Origin of the sequence: Priestia sp. RMT2NF4 (assembly GCF_047872835.1) — a bacterium.
In the GTDB taxonomy this organism is placed as follows: domain Bacteria; phylum Bacillota; class Bacilli; order Bacillales; family Bacillaceae_H; genus Priestia; species Priestia zanthoxyli.
In genome coordinates this window covers 724,328-745,545 of record NZ_JBLQZO010000003.1, presented here as the reverse complement: position 1 = coordinate 745,545, position 21,218 = coordinate 724,328, and the positions used below count along the sequence as shown (strand labels likewise).

Sequence of the window (21,218 nt, the reverse complement as noted above, 5' to 3'; positions counted from 1 at the left end):
TGAAAATGAAATTTGTAAAAAATAATCAAACGGCAGTTTTCGCCCTGGGTGGACTAGGCGAAATTGGTAAAAATACGTATGCCGTACAGTTTCAAGATGAAATTATTCTTATTGATGCAGGAATTAAATTCCCTGAAGATGAGCTTTTAGGAATTGACTACGTTATTCCTGACTACAGTTATTTGGTAAAAAATGCAGATAAAATCCGTGGCCTTTTCGTTACACATGGTCATGAAGATCACATCGGCGGAATTCCTTACTTATTAAGAGAATTAAACATTCCTATTTATGCAGGAAAATTAGCCCTTGGACTTCTTCGCAACAAATTAGACGAGCACGGGTTGCTTCGTACAGCTCAGCTTCATGAAATTACTGAAGATGACGTAATTAAATTCCGTAAAACATCGGTAACGTTCTTCCGTACAACTCACAGTATTCCTGATTCTTATGGAATTGTGGTAAAAACACCAAACGGACAAATCGTACATACAGGAGATTTCAAGTTTGATTTTACACCAGTGGGCGAACCGGCTAACTTAACAAAAATGGCTGAAATCGGTAAAGAAGGCGTTCTATGCTTGCTTTCAGACAGTACAAACAGTGAAATTCCTAACTTTACGATGTCTGAGCGCCGCGTAGGTGACAGCATTCATGACATTTTCCGTAAAGTAGACGGCCGTATTATTTTTGCAACGTTTGCTTCAAATATTCACCGCTTACAGCAAGTAGTGGAAGCAGCCGTATTGCATAACCGCAAAGTTGCTGTATTCGGACGCAGTATGGAAGCAGCTATTGAGATTGGCCAACAGCTTGGATATATTTCATGTCCAAAAGATACGTTCATTGAGCCTTCTCAAATTAACCGAATTCCAGCTAACCGCGTGACTATTTTATGTACAGGCAGCCAAGGTGAACCGATGGCAGCGCTATCTAGAATTGCAAACGGTACTCACCGCCAAATTCAAATTATCCCTGGAGATACAGTTGTATTCTCATCTTCACCTATTCCAGGAAATACAGTAAGTGTTAGCAAAACAATTGATATGCTATTCCGTGCAGGAGCAGAGGTTATTCACGGTGCTCTAAACGATATCCATACTTCTGGACACGGCGGACAGGAAGAGCAAAAATTAATGCTTCGTTTGATGAAACCAAAATACTTTATGCCAATTCACGGTGAGTATCGCATGCAGAAGATGCACATCAAACTTGCAACAGACTGTGGAGTTCCTGAAGAAAACTGCTTCATTATGGATAATGGAGAGGTGCTAGCTTTAAGCGACAGTGAAGCTTCAGTAGCCGGAAAAATCCCTTCAGGCTCTGTATATATTGACGGAAGCGGAATTGGTGACATTGGAAATATCGTACTTCGTGACCGCCGTATTTTATCTGAAGAAGGACTTGTTATTGTCGTTGTAAGCATCAATATGAAAGACTTCAAGATCGCTGCTGGTCCAGACATTATCTCTCGTGGTTTTGTTTATATGCGCGAATCTGGCGACTTAATTAATGATGCACAGTCCCTCATTACAAAACACTTGAACAAAGTGATGGAACGTCGTACGTCACAATGGTCTGAGATTAAAAATGAAATCACAGACACATTGGCTCCATTCCTTTACGAAAAAACAAAGCGCCGTCCAATGATTTTACCAATCATTATGGAGGTTTAATAAAAGAAAAAGAGCGGATGCAATTGCATCTGCTCTTTTTTATTAGGAACTGGCAAATTTATTTTCGAAGCGGTTGATATCTGCGTCTGCTCCAATAACAATCAACACGTCTCCTTCTTGTATCGTTTCGGATGCCTGAGGAGAAACGATGATATCTCGATCACGCTTAATGGCTACAATGTTAATACCATATTTCGCACGAATATCTAACTCAATCAGCGTATTGCCAGCCATTCTTTTGCTTGCTACTAATTCGACAATGCTGTGTTCTTCAGATAGCTCTAAATAATCTAGCACGCTGTTTGAAATCATGTTATTGGCAATTCTTCGTCCCATATCTCGTTCGGGATGCACGATAAAATTGGCGCCAATTTTTGATAATACTTTGGCATGATAATCATTTTGCGCTTTTACCGTTATTTTTTCAACGCCCAGCTCTTTTAAAATAAGGGTCGTCAAAATACTCGCCTGAATATTATCACCAATAGCTACGATAACATGATCAAAATTACGAATTCCTAAACTTTTTAGAACCCCTTCATCCATTGAATCGCCTACTACTGCGTGAGAAGCAACGTTAGCATACTCATTTACCTTTTCTTCATCAATATCAATCGCCAGAACTTCCATTCCTTGATCGCTTAATGTTTTACAAATACTTCCTCCAAATCTACCTAATCCGATGACTGCAAATTCTTTTTTCATTTAAATTCCTCCATTATGTACAGGAAAAAATCTGAACTACCGTTATTTTACCACAATTCTTTTTTATCAACCTCATTTTCCCGTTAACAACGCTTATATCTCTTTACTATTTCTCACAGAAAAACAGAAGGATCAGCTCCTTCTGTTTTTTAAGCTGTAGCATGGGTTTGGACAAGGTAATAATATACGCCTTTTTGTAGCATCAGTTCCCCGTGATTGCCTGTTTCAATAATGCTTCCGTGATCTAACACAATGATGTTATCTGCTTCTCGTATAGTCGATAGCCGATGAGCAATCATGATGGCAGTTCTGTTTTTTAACAGCGTTTTAAGCGCTTGTTGAATCTTCACTTCTGTTTCTGTATCGATGCTTGCTGTCGCTTCATCTAAAATGATAATACGAGGATCAGCCAACAGCGTTCGAGCAAATGAAATCAGTTGACGCTCTCCTACGGATAAGACGTTTCCTCGCTCTTCTACTTCCGTATCATAGCCTTTTTTCAGACGCTTTATAAAATCACCAGCCCCCACCGCTTCTGCGGCCTTAATCACTTCATCATCAGTAGCATCCGGTTTTCCAAACCGAATGTTTTCCATAATGGTTCCTGAAAAAATAAAGGTTTCTTGCAGCACAATACTAATTTGTGCTCGTAAACTCGCTAACGTAATATCTTGAATAGGCATATCATCAATTAAAATCTGCCCTTCGTTCACATCATAAAAACGTGTGATTAAATTAGCAATGGACGTTTTTCCAGATCCAGTATGCCCCACTAAAGCAACCGTCTGTCCTTCTTTTATTTCAATTGATACGTTGTTTAGAGCTTTACGCTTCCCATCATAAGAAAATGAGACGTGCTTGAACTCAACTTTCCCCTTCATATTCTCTAAAGACGTAGCGGTTTCCAAATCTGCGACGAGAGGTTTTTCATCTAGAAATTCAAAAATACGCTCGGATGAAGCCATTCCCATTAATAATTGATTGTACACTTGCCCTAAACGAGAAATCGGTTCCCAAAACATCCCGAGATAAAAAGCAAATGATACAAAAATACCAATTGTTAGCCGCTCATCTTGAATAAGTACAGCACCGAACCAAATTAAAATGGCCGTTCCGACAGCATTTGTGAGTTCTACAAACGGTCGAAACATGGCATTTTTTCGAGTAGCTTGCCTCCAGCTCTCGTAATTTTCACTGTTTATGCGATCAAAAAACAGCATATTTTCTTGTTCTTGAGCAAATGATTGAGTAACGCGAATACCTTGAATACTCTCATTTAAATGTGAATTTAATACTGACTGCTTCATACGAACAACTTGCCATGACCGGCGGATTTTTCTTCTCAGCTTTGTAGAAATCAAAAACATAATCGGTAAAATGACTAAAACAGCACATGTCAAAGCAGGACTGAGAGAAAATAATATAACCACAATTCCCACTAACAATAAGAGGTCCATAAATAGGTTAACTACCCCGTTGGTAAATAAATCTTGAAGAGAGTTAATATCATTCATAATCCTTACAAGAATAGAGCCTCCTGAACGCGTATCAAAAAACCGGTGCGACAGCCCTTGAACATGCGTAAATAAATGTTTTCTTAAATCATATATTACGTGCTGCCCGAGTTGATTCATCCATTTAATCCGAAAGACATTCGCAATATAAGATAGGATATACAAGCTAAAAATGATGAAAACTAACTGCATGAGCAGCGTGCTATTCTTATCTTTTACAGCATGATCAAGCGTATAGACACCTATCAAAATAGGAATAGCGAGTCTAATGACCGTCGTGATAATGACCATAAGAAACGAGAAAGGAAGCAAGTTTTTTCGATATGGATGAAGATAACGAAACAAGCGGGCCATTTGCTTCCAGTTAAACGTCTTATCAATGATTTGATCTGTTTGATAATAAAAGCGCTCTCGCACAACTTTATTTTTTTCGCCTGCCATTCTATTCCTCCCCTGTTATACGTTCATCACCGACGTACTACTTTCATATTGAATGTCGTAAATGTTTTTATAAATCCCTTGCTTTTGAATGAGCGTTTCGTGGCTTCCTCTCTCTTTTATACGGCCTTCATGTAAGACCAAGATTTCATCGGCATGTCGCAAAGAAGAAAGGCGGTGCGCGATAATAAACGTCGTACGATTTTTCATCACTTCTTTTAAAGCCAATTGAATTTCTCTTTCTGTTTTCATATCAACGGCACTGGTGGCATCATCTAATACTAGAATACTAGGATTTAAGATAAGCGCTCGTGCAATCGCAATACGCTGCTTTTGCCCGCCTGATAACCCCAGTCCTCTCTCTCCCAGCATCGTATCATATCCATCTGGAAGCTCCATAATAAAATCATGCGCCTGCGCTCGTTTTGCAGCATCAATAATGTCTTCTCTAGAAATACCCGGCACGCCATAAGAGATGTTGGTTCCTATGCTGCTTGAGAACAAAAACGTTTCTTGAAGTACAAAGCTAATTTCTTTCCGAAGAACAGAGAGCGGATACTCTTTAATCGGACGATGGTTAACTAAGATCTGTCCTGAAGTCGGTTCATAAAACCTCGTGAGCAGCTGTGTTAAGCTTGTTTTGCCGGCTCCAGTTGCACCGATTAAACCTACTACTTTCCCTTTAGAAGCAGAAAACGATATGTTCTCAAGCGATTTTTTATCCTCGTTTGGATAGGATAAGCTAACATGCTGAAACTCGACCGTTCCATTAATAGAGAAACTTCCGGCATGCTCATGGACTTTTTCTTCTTCTTCTAAAATTTCTAGCAGCCTTTCACCTGAAGCTTTAGACTGTGAAAACATATTGATAACAAACCCTAGATTCATAATCGGCCACATTAAATAAGAGGTTAAGCTAAAGAAAGCAACAAGCTCTCCAGGACGTACGCTTCCGTTCATAACAAGCGCTCCTCCGTAAGCAAGGAGACCAACAATAGATAAATTCCCTATAAACTCCATTAAGGGGAAATAAGTTGCCCACACATTCGCTGTTTCAATGTTTCGATTTTTATAAACTCCGTTGGAATCGTTAAATTTAGAGGTTTGAAATTTTTCTCTTGATAATGATTTGACCGTCTGTATGCCGCTTATATTTTCTTGAACATTTGTATTAAGTTCTCCAAACGATTGGCGAATTAAGCGAAACGCTGGATGAACGCGTTTATCAAAACGATAAACAGCTACCCCCAAAAAAGGCAGCAGGCAGATTGTGACAAGAGTGAGTGAAATAGAGTAATAGAACATAACGGAAAAGCTGGCAGTAAGTAAAATGACGAAGCGAATTAATTCTGAGAAGCCAAAAGATAGAAAAAAACGAAATCCTTCTACATCAGCTGTCAACCTGGACATCAAGTCCCCTGTTTTAGCATTGTCATAATAAGAAAACGGTAAATACTGAAGTTTGCGATAAAGTTTATTGCGAAGAGTATACACGGACTTAATTCCAAATAAGTCGCCGTAATATTGCTGAATATATGTAAAGATTCCTTTGATGATCATCAGTCCAATAAAAATAAATGCTACATTATCGACTAGCTGATATTGTTTTCCTAACACGATATGATCAATCGTATATTGCAGCACAATAGGGTAAATCACAGTGATGGAGGTTACAAATAACAAGCAAATAGCAGAATAAAAAAAGTACATTCGGTACGGCAAATAAAAATCTTTTAGTTTTTTAAACGTTCCCATATACCCCGTCCTTTCCCTTAGCTAAGATGTGGCACACATATTTAAATATATCGGTTCCCGAAATAAATTACCATAATTTTTAGATATTTTTTCAAAAAAAGGTAAATAGTCATAAAAAAGAGGTTGGGATATAGCTAAATGAATTCCATCTAAAGACGAAACTATTCACTCAAACAAAAAAACGAACCACTAATCAAACATATTGATCAATGGTTCGTTTTTCACTTCGTCTAAAATACTTTTGTCCCAGCTTCTTTTTTTATTGTTTTTCCACTGCATGTCCGCCGAACTCATTGCGAAGAGCGGCAACTACTTTACCTGTAAACGTATCATCTTCAAGTGAGCGATAGCGCATCATTAAAGATAAAGCAATAACTGGCGTTGGCACTTGTAAATCTAAAGCTGATTCAACCGTCCATTTCCCTTCACCGGAAGAATGCATAACTCCTTTAATACTGTCAAGTTTTGCATCTTTTGAAAATGCACGTTCCATTAATTCGATTAACCATGAGCGAATAACAGAGCCATTGTTCCATACGCGGGCTACAGCTTCGTAGTCATAGTCAAATTCACTTTTCTCTAACACATCAAAACCTTCAGCAATTGCTTGCATCATGCCGTACTCAATTCCGTTATGAACCATTTTCAAGAAGTGACCGCTTCCTGCTGCACCTGAATAGAGATAGCCGTTTTCTACGTTGATGTCGCGGAAAATAGGTTCGATTGTAGCAAATGCTTCTTTATCTCCGCCAATCATCATACAAGCGCCGTTTCGGGCACCTTCCATTCCGCCGCTCGTTCCAACATCGAAGTAGTGAATTCCTTTTTCAGCAGAAGCTGCAGCACGTCGTACGGAATCTTTATACTTAGAATTACCGCCTTCGATAATCATATCTCCTTCTTCAAGTAATTCTTGAAGCTCAGAAATTACTTTTTCTGTGAGCTCTCCAGCTGGAACCATTACCCAAGCAATGCGTGGTTTTTCTAATTTGCTTACTAATTCTTGAATGGAAGAAGCGCCTTCTGCTCCCTTTTCTGATACTTTCTGTACGGCTTCGTTGTTCACATCGAATGCTACCACAGAATGGTTATGATCTAGTAAATTCAATACTAAGTTTGCTCCCATTTTCCCTAAGCCAATCATACCTAATTTCATATGTAAATTACCTCCAATAGTAAGTTTCGTATCATGTTGTTAGTGTTAGTATGGTGTAAACTCACAAGAAAAAATCCACATTTTTATATTTCCTTTATCAGTTACTTCCTACACACAAAAAAGAAAAACATTCGATGCAAGTTCTACTAAGCATCGAATGCTTTTCACCTGTTACAACCGCCTGTATTTATTCGTTCTCGCCTAATACACGATTCACGCGCTTTTCAAGCATTTTCATACCGCTTCCACCAGCTTGGAAGTGGCGTAGCTGACCTGTTTTGTCAAATACATAATATGCCGGTACATATTGATTTTCAAATGCATCCGTTAATTTATGTTCACTGTCTACAAAAATTGGCTGCGTAATATCGTGTTCTGCTGCTACTTCTTTAATTTTTGTTAAGTCTAAATCATCTTCAGAGCGCGGCATATGAACGGCTACTACGTTTAGTTGTTCTTTGTATTGGTCGCGAAATTCATTTACTTGAGGCATTGCTTCTTTACATAGATGACAGCTTACTGACCAAAAATGAATAAGCGTTGGCTTTTCGCCAATTAGCTGCTCTTTTGTAACCTCTCCGTTTAACCATTCTGTAGCGCCCGTTAACTCAGGCATTGGCTGACGTAATTTCATGAATAAAAGCCTCCCTTGTTTTCACTATTATTGACTATATGTTCTTTATTATCCGATGAAAAAAAGGCCTAACGTGGACGTTAGACCTTTTAAACGTTGTGCTTACGCGTTTAAAGTAGCTTGACCTGGTTTCCAGTTAGCTGGGCAAAGTCCGCCAGTTTGTAACGCTTGAAGAACACGTAAAGTTTCATCAACGTCACGGCCAATATTGTTGTGGTTTACAACTGAATATTGTAATTCGCCTTCTGGGCTGATGATGAATAAACCGCGAAGTGCTACACCTTCTTCTTCAATTAAAACGCCGTACTCACGAGAAACAACGTGATTTGTATCAGCTGCTAATGGATATTTAAGATCACCTAAACCATTATCTTTACGATCAGTGTTGATCCAAGCTAAGTGTGTATGGATTGTGTCTGTAGAAACACCGATTACTTCTGCGTCAAGATCTTCAAACTCATCATAACGGTCAGAAAGTGCAGTGATTTCTGTTGGACATACAAATGTAAAGTCCATTGGATAGAAGAATAATACTGTCCATTTGTCATTTTTAATATTTTCTTCTAAGCTAACTTTACCGAATTCTTTGTTTGATAATACAGCTTCCATTTCAAAGCGTGGAGCTTGTTTACCTACCATACGTTCTGGCATACATGATCCCTCCAAATAATTATTAAATGAGAAAATGTATAAAACATTCTCACTTATGTACTGTTATAACGGTTTTCATTATAATGGATATTGTTTTTTTAGTCAATATTAATTAAGAATGAATTTAAACAACATCTTATAATGGTAACATAGTTGTTATGCCCGCCTTTAGGGCAAATTAAACCCTGACTTCAGCAAAAAAATGCTATAAAAGGGTTGCATTTATTTACCTTCTCAGTTTAGCATGTCTAATATCGGGAATAAACAAATGTGCTCATACTCTTACAAAATCTTTTCCACAGAATAAATTCCCACTTATTAATATTGAAACAGAACATAGGAAGGATGAACAACGAATGTTTAAGATGCAAGACATCAACTGGGAACAGCTTCTTACCAATGCTGGAGTTATTGTGTTAAAACTTATTGCCATTACCATTGTATTTTTACTTGTACGAGCAATTGGTAAAAAAGTTATTGAGCGTTCCTTTGAAAAAATGAGTGAGCGCGAAAATACTACGCGCGGACGCATGCTCACACTCAAAAGTTTAACCGTTAATGTGTTTTCATATGTACTTATTTTTATTTTTGTCGTCATGCTGCTTGAAGCAGTAAATATCCATGCGACAGCTCTATTAGCCGGTGCCGGAGTTGTGGGTCTAGCAATCGGGTTCGGTGCTCAAGGACTAGTTAGCGACGTTGTAACAGGTTTCTTTTTACTTCTTGAAAAACAGCTGGATGTTGACGACTATGTAACAACCGGAAGTTTTTCAGGAATTGTCGAATCAGTAGGTCTGCGTACTACTCAAATTCGCGGATTTGATGGAACTTTACACTATGTGCCTAACCGTGAAATTACAAGCTTAAGCAATCATTCCCGAGGCAATATGCGCGCGTTGATTGATATTGGCATTTCGTATGATGATGATATTGACAAAGCAATTTCCGTACTAGAAAAAGTATGTGCGCGCGTTGCTGCAACAAATGAAAACATTGTAGAAGGACCAAGCGTGATAGGAGTTCAAGGTCTAGGCGCATCGGACGTTGTGCTTCGTGTAGTTGGCAAAGCTAAAAACGGTGAGCAGTGGGGGGTTGAACGTCAGCTTCGCAAAGAGTTTAAAGAAGCATTTGACGCAAACGGTATTGATATTCCGTTCCCTCATCAAGTAAATATTGATAAAAAGCAGCCTGAAGATGCCAAGCAGCCTCAGCATGCATAAAAATAGCCGAAGGATTTATTCCTTCGGCTTTCTTTTATCCTTGTACCTTGTTGCCTACTTGCTGACAAATTTCTTCTGCCGTTAATCCGCTAGCTGTAATAACTGAGCCTTGCGTTACTGCATCAGAAATCCCCATTACGTTTGAATCCTGTCCTGTTACAACACAGCAATCGCACCCTTGTGCATCACTTTCGTTGCGTAATTGTACCACTTCATGTCCGAGCTGCTGAAGTGCAGCCTGTACATCTGTTAAACCGTATTCTACACCAATTCGTGCCATCGTTGCCCACCTCCTCATGGTATTAATTTAGCCATAAGGAAAAATGATTATACGATTTATTGATTGCCTTTATGTTCAAAATATTTTGTAATAAGTGAAATCGCCGTATCTATTGCGCCTTCATGAGGCTGCAGCTTTGCATGATGAAGCCCATATTCAGACTGAACGCCAAGCCAAAACATAAATCCAGGAATATCTTTTAGCATATAGCCAAAATCTTCTCCTGTCATTGCTTCTTTGCACTCAATGACATCCACGTCGGTTTGCGCTTTGGCAAATTCCATAAACTCTCGCGTGACTTCATGGTGATTATATACTTGATGATACATACATCCATAATCAATGGCTGTTTCACACTGATACCCTACTTCTACTCCTTTAACAATCGCTTCAATTCGTTCTTTAACACGCGTCATTGATTCAGGAGATAGTGTGCGAATGGTTCCTTCTATGCGAGCTCGCTCCGCAATAATATTTTGAACCGTCCCCCCTTGAATTTTTCCTACTGTAATTACAGCGCTGTCTAGCGGATCAACGTTGCGAGCAACAATCGTTTGAAGCTGTGAAACGAGCTGACATGCAGCGACTACCATATCATTTGTTGTATGTGGATAAGCAGCATGCCCGCCTTTTCCTTTTAAATCAATAAATAGCTCAGACGTGTTAGCAAATAGTAACCCTTCCTTCAGCGCAATCGACCCAACCGGATATTCAGGAGCTACGTGAAGGGCAAAGATGAAATCTGGAAGCCATTCTTTCATGATATCGCTTTGGAGCATTGGCTGTGCTCCTCCTGGACCTTCTTCTGCAGGCTGAAAGATGAACAGTACGTTATCTTTGATTTCATGCTGAGCAAAGTAAGTCAGTACGCCTAGCCCAATGGCCATATGCATATCATGTCCGCAGGCATGCATGAGTCCTTCATGCTGTGATTGAAAAGAATAATTCGTTTCTTCCGTGATAGGAAGACCGTCAATATCTGCTCGGTAGCCTATTGTTTTAGTTGGGTTTGTACCATGTACTTTAACAAAGAGTCCCGTTTTCCACGTCTTTACTTCTAAGCGCTCTTGCGGAAGAGTGTTAATATAATCAAGCAAAAAACGCTGTGTTTTCACCTCTTGAAACCCTAATTCAGGAATTTTATGTAGCTCTCTTCTTATTTTCACAAATTCATTTTCAGCCATGTGTATGTCCTCCTCACGAAATAAAGAAGAAAGCGTGGTTGCCCACGCTTCCAACTTGTCCATATGATACGTTTAAGGATTCAGTATCCCAATCGCTAAAACCTATTAATTCAGCAAAGAAAAAGCGCAAACTGATCGTTTTTCTTATTCTTCGTTTAATTGACGCAATTCTTGCTTGATTTCTGTTTTAGACTTTGTTTTTTCGTCAATTTCTTTAATAACGCGTGCTGGCGTACCTGCTACTACTGTGTAAGGAGCTACATCTTCGACCACAATTGCACCTGCAGCAACTACGGCACCTTTACCTACTGTTACCCCTTCAAGAACAACAGCATTAGCACCGATTACTACATCATCTTCTACTACAACTGGTTTTGCAGAAGGTGGCTCAATAACACCAGCTAATACAGAACCTGCGCCGATATGACAATTTTTACCTACTGTTGCACGACCACCAAGTACTACGTTCATGTCGATCATTGTTCCTTCACCGATTACAGAACCGATGTTAATCGATGCACCCATCATAATAACAGCGTTGTCGCCGATTTCAACTTGATCGCGAATAATAGCGCCTGGCTCAATACGGGCTTTAATTCCTTTCATATCTAATAAAGGAATCGCAGAGTTGCGACGATCGTTTTCAATTACGTAGTCTTCAATTTTTCCTTCGTTTGCTTCAATAGCAGCTTTGATGTCTTTCCATTCACCAAATACTACACCTGTGTTGCCCGTTACAAATGTTTTAGAAGATGAACCAAAGTCAATTCCTTCTACTTCACCTTTTACGTAAACTTTTACCGGTGTTGATTTTGTACTGTTTTGAATAAATGAGATAATCTCATTAGCATCCATCATTTTCATTATGTATTCCTCCTAAGTAAGCAATGTCTCATTTAATGTAACAAAATGCTTTCACAATGACAAGCATCATTATCGTTTTAATAAAAAGATAACGATTGCAAATAAAAAAAGCGAGCACCTGAGCTCGCTTTAGACCGTTTCTCTTACGTATTCACGTACAATATCAACAAATGCTCGAACTTGCTTCAGTTTAAACGCTGATTCATATCCAACTAAAGAAGTGTCTCGTGTAATTGGCTCGCCATTTGCTTTTAGAAGCGGCGTCCGATGAATATGGCTTCCAGCTTCTTTGATAGCAATCGATGGTAAAATAGCGAAACCAAGACCATTTAAAGCCATTTGTTTACACGTCTCAATCTGATCCACTACAATCGTACGCTTCGGTGTAGTATGAAACTCTCGATGCCACCATTCTAAAATTTCTTGATAATACGTTGAGTCACTTTTAAATTGAATAAATGGTCGATGAGTATTTACTACTTCCGCTGCCCTTTCAATTTCTGAATCAACTAGGTAAAGAGGATCTGTAAACAAATGTTCTTTGACGCCTTTCCAATCCGGATTTCCGCGTATGATTCCAATATGTACCTCATCTTCGTACAGGTAGCGAAGCATTTCACTGCTCCAGCCGGTTACAAGAGAGATTTTAGCATGTGGGTAACGATCCATATAGCGTTTTAACACCGCCGGCAGCCAGTGCTGTCCAATAATCGAAGCCACCGCTAATTTGAGTGTACCATATACTTCATTATCTAAATGATGCAAGTCCTCGCGAACCCGATCTTCTTTTTCTACTACTTCTTTTGCAAATTGAACAATCTTTTCTCCAGCAGGCGTTAATGACAGTCCTTTTTGCGAACGAATGAAGATTTGTGTATCCCATGCTTTTTCAATGGTTTGCAGCCTCTGTGATAAAGCTGGTTGCGATACAAATAATCTCTCTGCAGCTTTTCTCATATTTAATTCTTGAGCTAATACAACGAGCATTCGACATTCTATTAATTGCATTCAGTTATTCCTTTCAAGCCTCTTTTTACTTTCATTTTACCTTTATCATATAAGAAAAAAACGGAGAAAGATAGGCTGAAACACGATTTCTTAAAAAAATTATTGAAATGACTCTTTCGGGAGAATGATGGACTGCCTCCTTAATGACTTTAACAAATTTCTTCGCGTTAAAATCCCTTCAAAAATACCATCTTCATTCTCTACGCACAAAAAAGGATGGTTAATCATGGCATTTATGACTTTTAATACGGATTTTTTCATGGAGACACGAGGAACATTTTGATTCATAACTTCTTCTACTTTCATGGTTTCTAATCGTTCAAATTCAATGCGCTTTAACCCTAAAATCGAATCTAAAATAAGCGTCATGCTCACGAACCCCTGCAGCTGAAACCTTGGATTTAATACGGGAATGGACGTATAGCCAGTCTTTGTTAACACAAGCAAAGCATGTTCTAAATTATTTCCCACTTGAACATGAGCAACTTTATCAGAAGTGACAAGCAAATCTCGAAGTTCAATTTGATTTAACTGATTGTGATCAATATCAATCATTTATACATTCTCCTTCCATTTCTCATAACTTCCACGTGTGTAAAGAGAAAAAGAACAAGCTACAAAATGAAAATAGCTTGCTTACGTAAATGCGAACCTTTAAAAGGGAATAGAATCAGACACACTCGATGTTCTCCCTTATATGTTAAGTCTAGATTTTTTTAAAACAAGTGTCAACGAAAGTTCATAATTATCTGAATTTTTTATTTTGCTTTTTTTACAGCATTCGACCCTTTCCTTCCATTTATCAGAAAATCCGCTATCACTTTGTCGGTATTTCTCGGGAAAATAGGGCAGAAGCCACCGCAAAAACTCCATACGCAGTAACAAAAAAATGCCGCAAAGTATAAAATCCTTTGCGGCATTCGTTTTGCTTTATCCCTTAATGAATAAGTTCAAAAATTTCAATTGCAATCATATCAACGTTATCAAATTGATAAACAGCTGGCTTTTCACCATCTTGATATACTTCAAGTTCGTATGTTTCAGTTTTTGCATGATATTTCACGCTGCAAATTCTTTTTCCCTCTACTTCGAAGAAGCGTTGTGGCGCTTCACTTCCACTTGCTTGCTCACGGAGATTCACAAGACGAGTTAAAATACCTTGTAATTGTGACATATAATCTCTCCTTTCACCTATTACATCATTACGCATTCGACTTTTCTACAATATCAATTCAAATAAGTACTTTATCTAAACTAATACTTAAAAGACACCATTTCACTATATGCCACATACTAAAAAAACACAAGTACTTTACGTGATTTTTCATAAGAAAATGCCTTATTATAGCGATATATGTCGTTTTTTATTATAATAACATAGCGATATACTATGTATCATCCAAAACTTCATTCTACTTTAACACCATTCATTTTGATATAGGGAGGTGCTTTCATTGAGATCTATAGAGCTGTACACACAACCAGCTTGCCCACCTTGCGAAATTGTTAAACAGTTTTTACAGCATCACCACGTTTCCTATAAAGAATTTGACGTATCTAAAGATGCTTCTGCTCGAAAACGAATGACTACTGAGTTAGAGTCTTATTCCACTCCGACTATTCGTGTTGATCAGGAAATTATCAGAGGGTTTGACCTTCAAGCGCTTGAGAAGCTTCTGAACATTGGGTAACAGAAACACTCAAAATAAGCTTTTCTCGGCTATTTTGAGTGTTTCTTACTATATATAAGCTTTTGCACCTTCCATTTCCCCTGTTTTTTTACTAAAGTGATCATTTCATAATGATCTTGGTATTTTACTCGTTCATTATGCACAGCCGGAAAAAATTGATAGACATAAGCTTTGTTTTGGTCGGAATGAAGAGCTACCTTCGTCTGTTCATCGAAAGAAAAGAAAGGGATGTAGTGTGTTAAATATTCAGGTCCCTCTCCGACATACCCTTGAGCTTTTTGTAAGAGAGCCTCATTAAAAAATACGGATGCATACTCATCATCTAAAAATAATTTCAGCTCACGAGCAGCATCTTGATTAGCATGGGCAGACGCAGCTCTTAGCTGAGCCTGATAAGCGTCCTGCAAATTTATAAAGATTTCATGCCTAATCTCTCCTGACACTTCTGCATGAACAGATTTTCCTGAGTACAAGATCATCATCAAAAAGACAAGTAAGCATATTTTCTTCAAATTAACTCAGCTCCTTCGCTTCTTTTTTATTAGAATTCCGAAATTTCCCCTGCCTATGCATATCTCTATAACCGACTGTCGTTCCCCTCTAAAAAAACATAAAAAACCGGCAACCACTTTTGCTGATTGCCGGTTTAACTTCAACTTATATATTCTCTACAAAACGTCTCTTTCATATAAAAAAGAATATGAAATATCAAGGAATATATAGTGCATATTATCAATCGGATACGAAAAAGTCCGGATATTCTCACCCGTTTCAATATCATTATACAAATCTGATAATATGCCTTTTTTTTCATAGCTCATTCGAATAATATTCTCAAGAAAATATGGGCGCCAGCTCCAATTTTTCTTTACATATTCAGGCTCAAGAATCCAATCCTCGTTTTTCTTTACATAGTTAGAAGACTTTTGAAATCCATTTTCATCGCAGATGTAAAGGCGAAAACACACGTTGGATAGTTCTTCTGCAATAACAGGCAGCATATCGTCATACGTTTCTAGCTTTCTGCACTTTGTCATTACCTGCTGCATTTTATCTTGAAAGCGTTCCGTCAGCTGGTAAACAGCAAGCAGCTTTTTCTTTTCATGAGCGATATACATTTCGAAACGTTCCTTTAGTTTATCCTTTAAGATGTTCGGATCGACAAGTTCAGCAGACGGCTTATGTAAATAATAACCTTGAAAATATCTGCCTCCGTTTCTCCATGCATACTGCAGCTGATAGGAGGCTTCTATATCTTCATATAGAAGCGTAGCACCCATTTTTCTTGCTAAAAGAGATAAAGAATACAATACGTCTTGATACGACTGCGCCATGTCCGTTTGTCTTAGAATATGTAAATCTACTTTTAAGATATCTGGTGACAGCAACCCAATTCTGTCTAGATTACTACTTTCTTTTCCTATATTATCAATTGCAATCTTAATACCATATGTTTGATAATACTTTAGTAAGTGTTGAAGCGATTCCAAATCTCCACTAAAATTGTGTTCTGTAATTTCGAGAACAATTCGATCAAGCGATAATCCTTTATTTTCGAAAAGTTGCAATAATTCTAGCAAGGATTCTCCATGATCGTTCATTAATAAATTAGGGTTCTGATTAATAAAAATTAAAAATTGTTCTTCCTGGGTCAACATATGCTCGAGCGCTTGTGTTAAAACAGCATAATCAACTTCTATGCGATATTCATCCGGAATCGCATCATCATGAAAGAATGGGCCGAGACTTTCAATTTCCCCTTCATTTTGAAACCTCGCCAACACTTCATAGCCAATTACTCTATGTCCATCTGCACTAAAAATTGCTTGATAATACGGAAGAGTTTTCTCTATGTTTGTTAATACATCTAACGGGTCCACTCAACTCTCCCCTCTCCTTGTTCACTTTACGTTAGTATAATACGAATAGCATAATTTTGCTAGTCCTTCTAGGTTTGCTTTGTACTTTTTAGTGCGTATCCAACCTTAAAAAGGATGCTGATTTAGCCACTGTCCCCCGTCCATTGTGATGCATTCCCCATTGATATAAGATGCTTCATCGGAGAATAAAAAACTAGCTAATCCTGCTATTTCCTCAGGAGTTCCAAGGCGTCCTAATGGTACAGAATTCAATGTACGCGCTTTCATTTTTTCTGACTCAAATAACTTATCGGCTCCTCCTGTTCGCTCGATCGGCCCCGGCGCAATCGCATTCACCCGTATACCATATTTCTTTCCCCACTCTACTGCGAGCGTGCGCGTCATGGTTAAAACTCCTGACTTAGCACAAGCTGAATGAATAACACCTGCTCCTGCGTTCCACGCATATGTAGCCACAATGTTTGTAATGGCTCCTTTTGTACCTTTATCGATCCAATATTTCCCTACTGCGGAACTGCAATAAAATGTACCATTTAATACAATATTAATTACGCTGTTCCATCCGTTAACGGATAAGTCTTCAGCTGCACATATAAAATTCCCTGCAGCATTATTAACTAAAAAATCAATTTGTCCAAATGCCTTGTCTGTTTCTTGAACCATTCGTTCCACATCTTCTGGATTGCGTACATCCATCACCACGGAAAGTACCTGTCCATCAAACGTTTTAATTTCCTTTTCTGTCTCTTGTAATCGATCGGCTGACCTACCTGTGATTACCACATGAGCACCTTGTTCTGCAAATCGCTTCGCCATATGTTTTCCCATTCCGCTTGAACCGCCAGTAACAATTACGACCTTGTTCTTCAATTTATCTTCCTCCCCAAAACATAAGTGTTTTACAACTATTATTTTACTATTTTTTCTGAATAAAGTGAAACTTTTATCTATTTAACTTAAAAGCAGACTTCTCGTTGTGATGATAAAAAAAACAATGCTATAATGAAAACTTGAAAACTATAAGGAATAGGTTGATTTTGCATGAAAAAGACGTATACAAGACGATCTTTTTTGAAAGGACTAGCGTCTATTTCGTTAGGGTCTTTGCTCACCACGTCTTTTGGGTATACATATGCCAAATATATTGAGCCTAGACGTCTGCAAATTGTTCGTCATACAATTACTTCTAAAAACATTCCAAAAAGCTTTAACGGAATAAAAATTTTACAATTTAGTGATATTCACCTTGGACTCTCTTATGATTTATTACAACTAGAACAGCTTATGGTAACCATAAATAATTTGAAGCCTACTATTATATTATTTACTGGAGATTTAATGGATGTACCTAATGAATACCCGCATCCAGAAAGAATTCCCCCGATTTTACAGAGGCTTCAGGCTCCTCTTGGAAAATACGCAATATATGGAAACCATGATCATGGAGGGTATGGAACAAATATCTACAAACAAGCCATTGAAGACGCAGGATTTAGACTTCTAGTAAATGAAGTTGACACGGTTTCCATGCCCGATAAAAGCTACATTCATATTTGTGGACTCGATGATATTATGCTTGGGAATCCACAATATGAGGGAACGCTAGGACAATTACAGCCGGATATCTTTTCTATTGCTATGATTCATGAACCTGACGTTGCTGTCAAAGCAGCTCCTTTTCCAGTGGATCTTCAGCTCTCCGGCCACAGTCATGGAGGCCAAATTCAAATTCCTTTTTACGGTCCTTTGATTACACCGCCCTTTGGGACGGTTTACCCTGAAGGAATGTACGAAGTTGGAGATTCTAAAATGAAGCTTTATGTGAATAGAGGCTTAGGAACCACGCGCATTCCTTTTCGTTTTTTAGCTACGCCTGAAATTACGCTTTTCACCTTGCAATCAACATAAAACCGCCCTTACAGGGCGTTTTTATGTTTTTTTGTCTTTTTTTAGCTGATCATGACCGCCTAATTCTAGTCTTAAAGAAATAAACCAGGCTCAAAAACTTCCGTTCAGCCATACACTACAAAGACAACTGACAAGGAGGTTAAATTATGTACTATCAATATCCCTATACAGGATATCGTAATATTCCAAATGGTGACGAGCGCTTTTTTGGATTTCCTTTTGTTGCTGGCTTAGCTGGTGGGCTGCTTGGCGGACTAGCTGTTGGCGGTTTTGGAGGCAGACCTGGGTGCTGTCCACCACCTTATCCTTATCCCGTTCCGTTTTACGGCGGTGGATTTCCTGGAGGAGGCTACCCCGGTGCCGGCTATGGAGGCGGTGCCCCTGTTTATAACACATACTATGGACCTGGATACGGTCCTGTTGGTCCCATTCCTAGATAATAACATGACTAAAAAGCCGAGCACTCGGCTTTTTTTGTGTTATTCTTGATCGTCGCAAAGAGCATATTGACAAAAGATCTCTTGGCTATTAATAGAGAGCTCATGTTCTTTTTTTATGACGTAATGATAATTCCCTTCTTGATCTTGTTCTCGTGCTTTTACATTATCAGCAAGCATAACTTCAAGCCACTTCCACACTCTTTTTTTCAAATGTGTATCCAAGATAGGAAATAAAATTTCTACTCGTTTCACCATATTTCTTGTCATCATATCTGCAGATGAAAAGAAAAACTTTTCCTGTTTATTATGATGAAAATAATAAATTCGGCTATGTTCTAAAAATCGTCCCACAATGCTTCTTACTCTTATATTCTCGCTAACGCCTTGAATTTGAGGGCGCAAGCAGCACGCTCCTCTAACAATGAGTTCGATTGTCACACCCGCTATAGAAGCTTCATATAGCTTCATAATTAAAATTTTATCCGTCAATGAGTTCATTTTCCCAATGATTCTTCCATTGCCATACCGTCTGTGATACTGTATTTCCTGATCAATGAGATGCAAAAAATCGTTTCTTATATCAAATGGTGCAACGGATAAATGATGATATACTGGTTTTTGCGTATAGCCACTTAAGTAATTAAAAAAATTGGCCGCATCTATCCCGATGTTTTGGTTGACAGTAAAAAGACTTATATCCGTATAGATCTTTGCCGTCGCATCGTTGTAATTCCCAGTACCAAGATGAACAAATCGCTTAATATGCTCTCCTTCTCTTCTCACCACGAGCGTAATTTTACCATGCGTTTTTAAATGCGTCATTCCATATATCACGTGGCATCCTGCCCGCTCTAGCTCTTTAGCCCATTGCACATTATTCTCTTCATCAAACCTTGCTTTTAGTTCAACTAGTACCGTCACTTGTTTACCTTTTGCAGCCGCTCGTTTTAATGCTTTAATAACGGGAGAATCTCCGCTTACCCTATATAACGTTTGCTTAATAGCAAGCACATTTTCATCGTCTGCTGCACAGTTAACAAAGTCAAGCACCGGCTTAAACGATTCATAAGGATGGTGAAGCAAAATGTCTCTTTGAATCATTTGGTCGAAAACATTTTGATCCGGGTGTAACTGTGTTGTAACCTTAGGAATAAAGGCTTTTTCAGCGAGCTCTTCATGCGTAGATTTAAGTAATCTATAAAACGAAAATAAACTGGTTAAATCCAACTGTTCTTTGATCTCATACACATCTTCATCGTCAATTTCAAGGACTGACTTTAAATACGCTAGTACACCCTGATCGTATGGACTCTTAATCTCAAGCCGAACAGCCGCTCCCCATTTTCGCTTCTGCAACTCTTCTTCAATCTCTTTTAATAAATCTTGAGCGTCTTCTTCGTGAATAGTCATATCTGCGTTGCGGGTAATTCGAAATTGGGAAACGGAAGAAACGCAGTATCCCTTAAACAACTTTTTAATAAAATAGGCAATCACATCCTCTAGCAATACAAATAGACGGGTAGAATCTGACGTAGCTATTTCAATATAGCGCGTTAGCATCGAAGGTACTTGAACGATGGCTAGTCTTCCTTTTATCTCGGTAATTTGCTGCTCATCATTTAACTTTTCTGAAAGGACAACTGCTAAGTTCAAGCTTTTATTCATCAACATAGGAAACGGCCGGTATGTATCAATAGCCATAGGAGTTAATACGGGAAAGATTTGCTCGTCAAAATACTGTTCAAGCTTATCTAGATTTGATTTCTCCAGCTTTTCAACCGAAATGATTTCCACACCGTATTTCTGTAATTCGGGAAGAAGTGTGTGAATATACGTATCATACCGCTGCTTGACAAGCTCGTGGTTTTGTTTGGAGATAGAGAATAGCTGCTGTGTAGGAGTTAAGCCTGCTTTGTTTTCGGGTTTGTTAAATCCAGCCTTCACCTGATCTTTTAACCCCGCTACCCGAATCATAAAAAACTCATCCAGATTCGAACTGAAAATCCCTAGAAATTTAAATCGCTCAAGCAAAGGGTTTTTCGTATCTACAGCTTCTTCCAGCACCCGCTTGTTAAAGGCCAGCCAGCTCAATTCACGATTATTGTAATAAGCTGAATCAGCCACTTGTATGGTTTGCTTATAAGTGCGATTACTTTCTAACATTAGCCTCACCTTCCAGGATAATGAATTTAATCTAGTTAGCTATACTGAATATTC

General features: G+C 38.5%; 21 protein-coding genes. 5 read left to right on the top strand and 16 right to left on the bottom strand.

The genetic code is table 11. From position 1 onward, the window contains the following. The first annotated feature begins 5 nt into the window (after nucleotides 1-5). On the top strand, nucleotides 6-1,673 hold the full coding sequence (gene rnjA / locus ACMX9J_RS17210; protein ID WP_013056048.1) for a ribonuclease J1: 1,668 nt from the start codon (nucleotides 6-8) through the stop codon (nucleotides 1,671-1,673). 42 nt (nucleotides 1,674-1,715) lie between these two features. Here the strand turns inward: rnjA and ACMX9J_RS17205 are convergent, their stop codons facing one another. The 6 genes from ACMX9J_RS17205 to ACMX9J_RS17180 all read right to left on the bottom strand — a co-directional run bounded on the left by ACMX9J_RS17205 (nucleotide 1,716) and on the right by ACMX9J_RS17180 (nucleotide 8,526). Beyond that, nucleotides 1,716-2,378, bottom strand: coding sequence for a potassium channel family protein (locus ACMX9J_RS17205; protein WP_028414113.1), 663 nt, complete (start codon nucleotides 2,376-2,378; stop codon nucleotides 1,716-1,718). A 149-nt stretch (nucleotides 2,379-2,527) separates the two neighbouring features. Then, nucleotides 2,528-4,333, bottom strand: coding sequence for an ABC transporter ATP-binding protein (locus tag ACMX9J_RS17200; protein WP_416226042.1), 1,806 nt, complete (start codon nucleotides 4,331-4,333; stop codon nucleotides 2,528-2,530). Between the two features lie 15 nt (nucleotides 4,334-4,348). Next, nucleotides 4,349-6,085, bottom strand: a complete 1,737-nt coding sequence (locus ACMX9J_RS17195) for an ABC transporter ATP-binding protein (RefSeq protein ID WP_033578405.1) — start codon at nucleotides 6,083-6,085, stop codon at nucleotides 4,349-4,351. Nucleotides 6,086-6,344: 259 nt separating this feature from the next. Continuing rightward, a complete protein-coding gene (gene gnd / locus ACMX9J_RS17190) occupies nucleotides 6,345-7,241 on the bottom strand; it encodes a phosphogluconate dehydrogenase (NAD(+)-dependent, decarboxylating) (RefSeq protein WP_025749395.1) in 897 nt (298 codons plus the stop codon). A gap of 187 nt (nucleotides 7,242-7,428) precedes the next feature. Then, nucleotides 7,429-7,875, bottom strand: coding sequence for a TlpA family protein disulfide reductase (locus tag ACMX9J_RS17185; RefSeq protein WP_028414116.1), 447 nt, complete (start codon nucleotides 7,873-7,875; stop codon nucleotides 7,429-7,431). Nucleotides 7,876-7,977: 102 nt separating this feature from the next. Next, the gene (locus ACMX9J_RS17180; protein WP_014461006.1) at nucleotides 7,978-8,526 is read right to left on the bottom strand and encodes a peroxiredoxin; all 549 of its coding nucleotides are present in this window, start codon (nucleotides 8,524-8,526) and stop codon (nucleotides 7,978-7,980) included. Nucleotides 8,527-8,882: 356 nt separating this feature from the next. Between ACMX9J_RS17180 and ACMX9J_RS17175 the strand changes: the two genes are divergently transcribed. Further along, entirely contained in the window at nucleotides 8,883-9,746 is an 864-nt protein-coding gene (locus ACMX9J_RS17175) for a mechanosensitive ion channel family protein (protein ID WP_325075805.1), read from the top strand. Between the two features lie 34 nt (nucleotides 9,747-9,780). Here ACMX9J_RS17175 and ACMX9J_RS17170 read toward each other — a convergent pair whose 3' ends face one another. The 6 genes from ACMX9J_RS17170 to ACMX9J_RS17145 form a co-directional block, all read right to left on the bottom strand. Further along, on the bottom strand, nucleotides 9,781-10,026 hold the full coding sequence (locus ACMX9J_RS17170) for a YkuS family protein (protein ID WP_013056040.1): 246 nt from the start codon (nucleotides 10,024-10,026) through the stop codon (nucleotides 9,781-9,783). A gap of 56 nt (nucleotides 10,027-10,082) precedes the next feature. Beyond that, the gene (locus tag ACMX9J_RS17165; RefSeq protein ID WP_014461009.1) at nucleotides 10,083-11,210 is read right to left on the bottom strand and encodes an N-acetyldiaminopimelate deacetylase; all 1,128 of its coding nucleotides are present in this window, start codon (nucleotides 11,208-11,210) and stop codon (nucleotides 10,083-10,085) included. A gap of 144 nt (nucleotides 11,211-11,354) precedes the next feature. Next, nucleotides 11,355-12,074, bottom strand: coding sequence for a 2,3,4,5-tetrahydropyridine-2,6-dicarboxylate N-acetyltransferase (gene dapD / locus ACMX9J_RS17160; RefSeq protein WP_098112880.1), 720 nt, complete (start codon nucleotides 12,072-12,074; stop codon nucleotides 11,355-11,357). Nucleotides 12,075-12,203: 129 nt separating this feature from the next. Continuing rightward, on the bottom strand, nucleotides 12,204-13,082 hold the full coding sequence (locus tag ACMX9J_RS17155) for a LysR family transcriptional regulator (protein WP_013056037.1): 879 nt from the start codon (nucleotides 13,080-13,082) through the stop codon (nucleotides 12,204-12,206). Between the two features lie 99 nt (nucleotides 13,083-13,181). Continuing rightward, nucleotides 13,182-13,637 carry a cyclic-di-AMP-binding protein CbpB gene (cbpB, locus tag ACMX9J_RS17150; protein WP_013056036.1) on the bottom strand — a complete coding sequence of 152 codons (456 nt, stop codon included), beginning with the start codon at nucleotides 13,635-13,637 and terminating at the stop codon, nucleotides 13,182-13,184. 382 nt (nucleotides 13,638-14,019) lie between these two features. After that, nucleotides 14,020-14,256: a YkuJ family protein gene (locus ACMX9J_RS17145; RefSeq protein ID WP_013056035.1), complete on the bottom strand. Its 237-nt coding sequence runs from the start codon at nucleotides 14,254-14,256 to the stop codon at nucleotides 14,020-14,022. A gap of 280 nt (nucleotides 14,257-14,536) precedes the next feature. Here ACMX9J_RS17145 and ACMX9J_RS17140 point away from each other — a divergent pair, with 280 nt between their 5' ends. Then, entirely contained in the window at nucleotides 14,537-14,773 is a 237-nt protein-coding gene (locus ACMX9J_RS17140; protein WP_013056034.1) for a glutaredoxin domain-containing protein, read from the top strand. A gap of 29 nt (nucleotides 14,774-14,802) precedes the next feature. Here ACMX9J_RS17140 and ACMX9J_RS17135 read toward each other — a convergent pair whose 3' ends face one another. The 3 genes from ACMX9J_RS17135 to fadH all read right to left on the bottom strand — a co-directional run bounded on the left by ACMX9J_RS17135 (nucleotide 14,803) and on the right by fadH (nucleotide 17,523). Further along, a complete protein-coding gene (locus tag ACMX9J_RS17135; RefSeq protein ID WP_033578404.1) occupies nucleotides 14,803-15,285 on the bottom strand; it encodes a DUF3993 domain-containing protein in 483 nt (160 codons plus the stop codon). Between the two features lie 156 nt (nucleotides 15,286-15,441). Beyond that, nucleotides 15,442-16,653, bottom strand: a complete 1,212-nt coding sequence (locus ACMX9J_RS17130) for an EAL domain-containing protein (protein WP_154991545.1) — start codon at nucleotides 16,651-16,653, stop codon at nucleotides 15,442-15,444. A 105-nt stretch (nucleotides 16,654-16,758) separates the two neighbouring features. Next, on the bottom strand, nucleotides 16,759-17,523 hold the full coding sequence (gene fadH, locus ACMX9J_RS17125) for a 2,4-dienoyl-CoA reductase (protein ID WP_028414119.1): 765 nt from the start codon (nucleotides 17,521-17,523) through the stop codon (nucleotides 16,759-16,761). A gap of 171 nt (nucleotides 17,524-17,694) precedes the next feature. Here fadH and ACMX9J_RS17120 point away from each other — a divergent pair, with 171 nt between their 5' ends. After that, nucleotides 17,695-18,561: a metallophosphoesterase gene (locus tag ACMX9J_RS17120; protein ID WP_013082275.1), complete on the top strand. Its 867-nt coding sequence runs from the start codon at nucleotides 17,695-17,697 to the stop codon at nucleotides 18,559-18,561. 146 nt (nucleotides 18,562-18,707) lie between these two features. Next, nucleotides 18,708-19,001: a hypothetical protein gene (locus ACMX9J_RS17115; RefSeq protein ID WP_013082274.1), complete on the top strand. Its 294-nt coding sequence runs from the start codon at nucleotides 18,708-18,710 to the stop codon at nucleotides 18,999-19,001. A gap of 39 nt (nucleotides 19,002-19,040) precedes the next feature. On the opposite strand, the gene ACMX9J_RS17110 is transcribed toward ACMX9J_RS17115, so the two are convergent. Beyond that, nucleotides 19,041-21,164, bottom strand: coding sequence for an RNA degradosome polyphosphate kinase (locus ACMX9J_RS17110; protein ID WP_416226041.1), 2,124 nt, complete (start codon nucleotides 21,162-21,164; stop codon nucleotides 19,041-19,043). Between the last annotated feature and the right edge of the window lie 54 nt (nucleotides 21,165-21,218).

What these genes read in the sequence shown, in the direction of transcription:
- ACMX9J_RS17205 (WP_028414113.1), bottom strand. Translation starts at nt 2,378, where the DNA reads ATGAAAAAAGAATTTGCAGTCATCGGATTAGGTAGATTTGGAGGAAGT.
- ACMX9J_RS17170 (WP_013056040.1), bottom strand. Translation starts at nt 10,026, where the DNA reads ATGGCACGAATTGGTGTAGAATACGGTTTAACAGATGTACAGGCTGCA.
- cbpB (WP_013056036.1), bottom strand. Translation starts at nt 13,637, where the DNA reads ATGATTGATATTGATCACAATCAGTTAAATCAAATTGAACTTCGAGAT.
- ACMX9J_RS17175 (WP_325075805.1), top strand. Translation starts at nt 8,883, where the DNA reads ATGTTTAAGATGCAAGACATCAACTGGGAACAGCTTCTTACCAATGCT.
- ACMX9J_RS17155 (WP_013056037.1), bottom strand. Translation starts at nt 13,082, where the DNA reads ATGCAATTAATAGAATGTCGAATGCTCGTTGTATTAGCTCAAGAATTA.
- ACMX9J_RS17110 (WP_416226041.1), bottom strand. Translation starts at nt 21,164, where the DNA reads ATGTTAGAAAGTAATCGCACTTATAAGCAAACCATACAAGTGGCTGAT.
- ACMX9J_RS17200 (WP_416226042.1), bottom strand. Translation starts at nt 4,333, where the DNA reads ATGGCAGGCGAAAAAAATAAAGTTGTGCGAGAGCGCTTTTATTATCAA.
- ACMX9J_RS17180 (WP_014461006.1), bottom strand. Translation starts at nt 8,526, where the DNA reads ATGCCAGAACGTATGGTAGGTAAACAAGCTCCACGCTTTGAAATGGAA.
- gnd (WP_025749395.1), bottom strand. Translation starts at nt 7,241, where the DNA reads ATGAAATTAGGTATGATTGGCTTAGGGAAAATGGGAGCAAACTTAGTA.
- rnjA (WP_013056048.1), top strand. Translation starts at nt 6, where the DNA reads ATGAAATTTGTAAAAAATAATCAAACGGCAGTTTTCGCCCTGGGTGGA.
- ACMX9J_RS17120 (WP_013082275.1), top strand. Translation starts at nt 17,695, where the DNA reads ATGAAAAAGACGTATACAAGACGATCTTTTTTGAAAGGACTAGCGTCT.
- dapD (WP_098112880.1), bottom strand. Translation starts at nt 12,074, where the DNA reads ATGAAAATGATGGATGCTAATGAGATTATCTCATTTATTCAAAACAGT.
- ACMX9J_RS17195 (WP_033578405.1), bottom strand. Translation starts at nt 6,085, where the DNA reads ATGGGAACGTTTAAAAAACTAAAAGATTTTTATTTGCCGTACCGAATG.
- ACMX9J_RS17185 (WP_028414116.1), bottom strand. Translation starts at nt 7,875, where the DNA reads ATGAAATTACGTCAGCCAATGCCTGAGTTAACGGGCGCTACAGAATGG.
- ACMX9J_RS17115 (WP_013082274.1), top strand. Translation starts at nt 18,708, where the DNA reads ATGTACTATCAATATCCCTATACAGGATATCGTAATATTCCAAATGGT.
- ACMX9J_RS17145 (WP_013056035.1), bottom strand. Translation starts at nt 14,256, where the DNA reads ATGTCACAATTACAAGGTATTTTAACTCGTCTTGTGAATCTCCGTGAG.
- ACMX9J_RS17165 (WP_014461009.1), bottom strand. Translation starts at nt 11,210, where the DNA reads ATGGCTGAAAATGAATTTGTGAAAATAAGAAGAGAGCTACATAAAATT.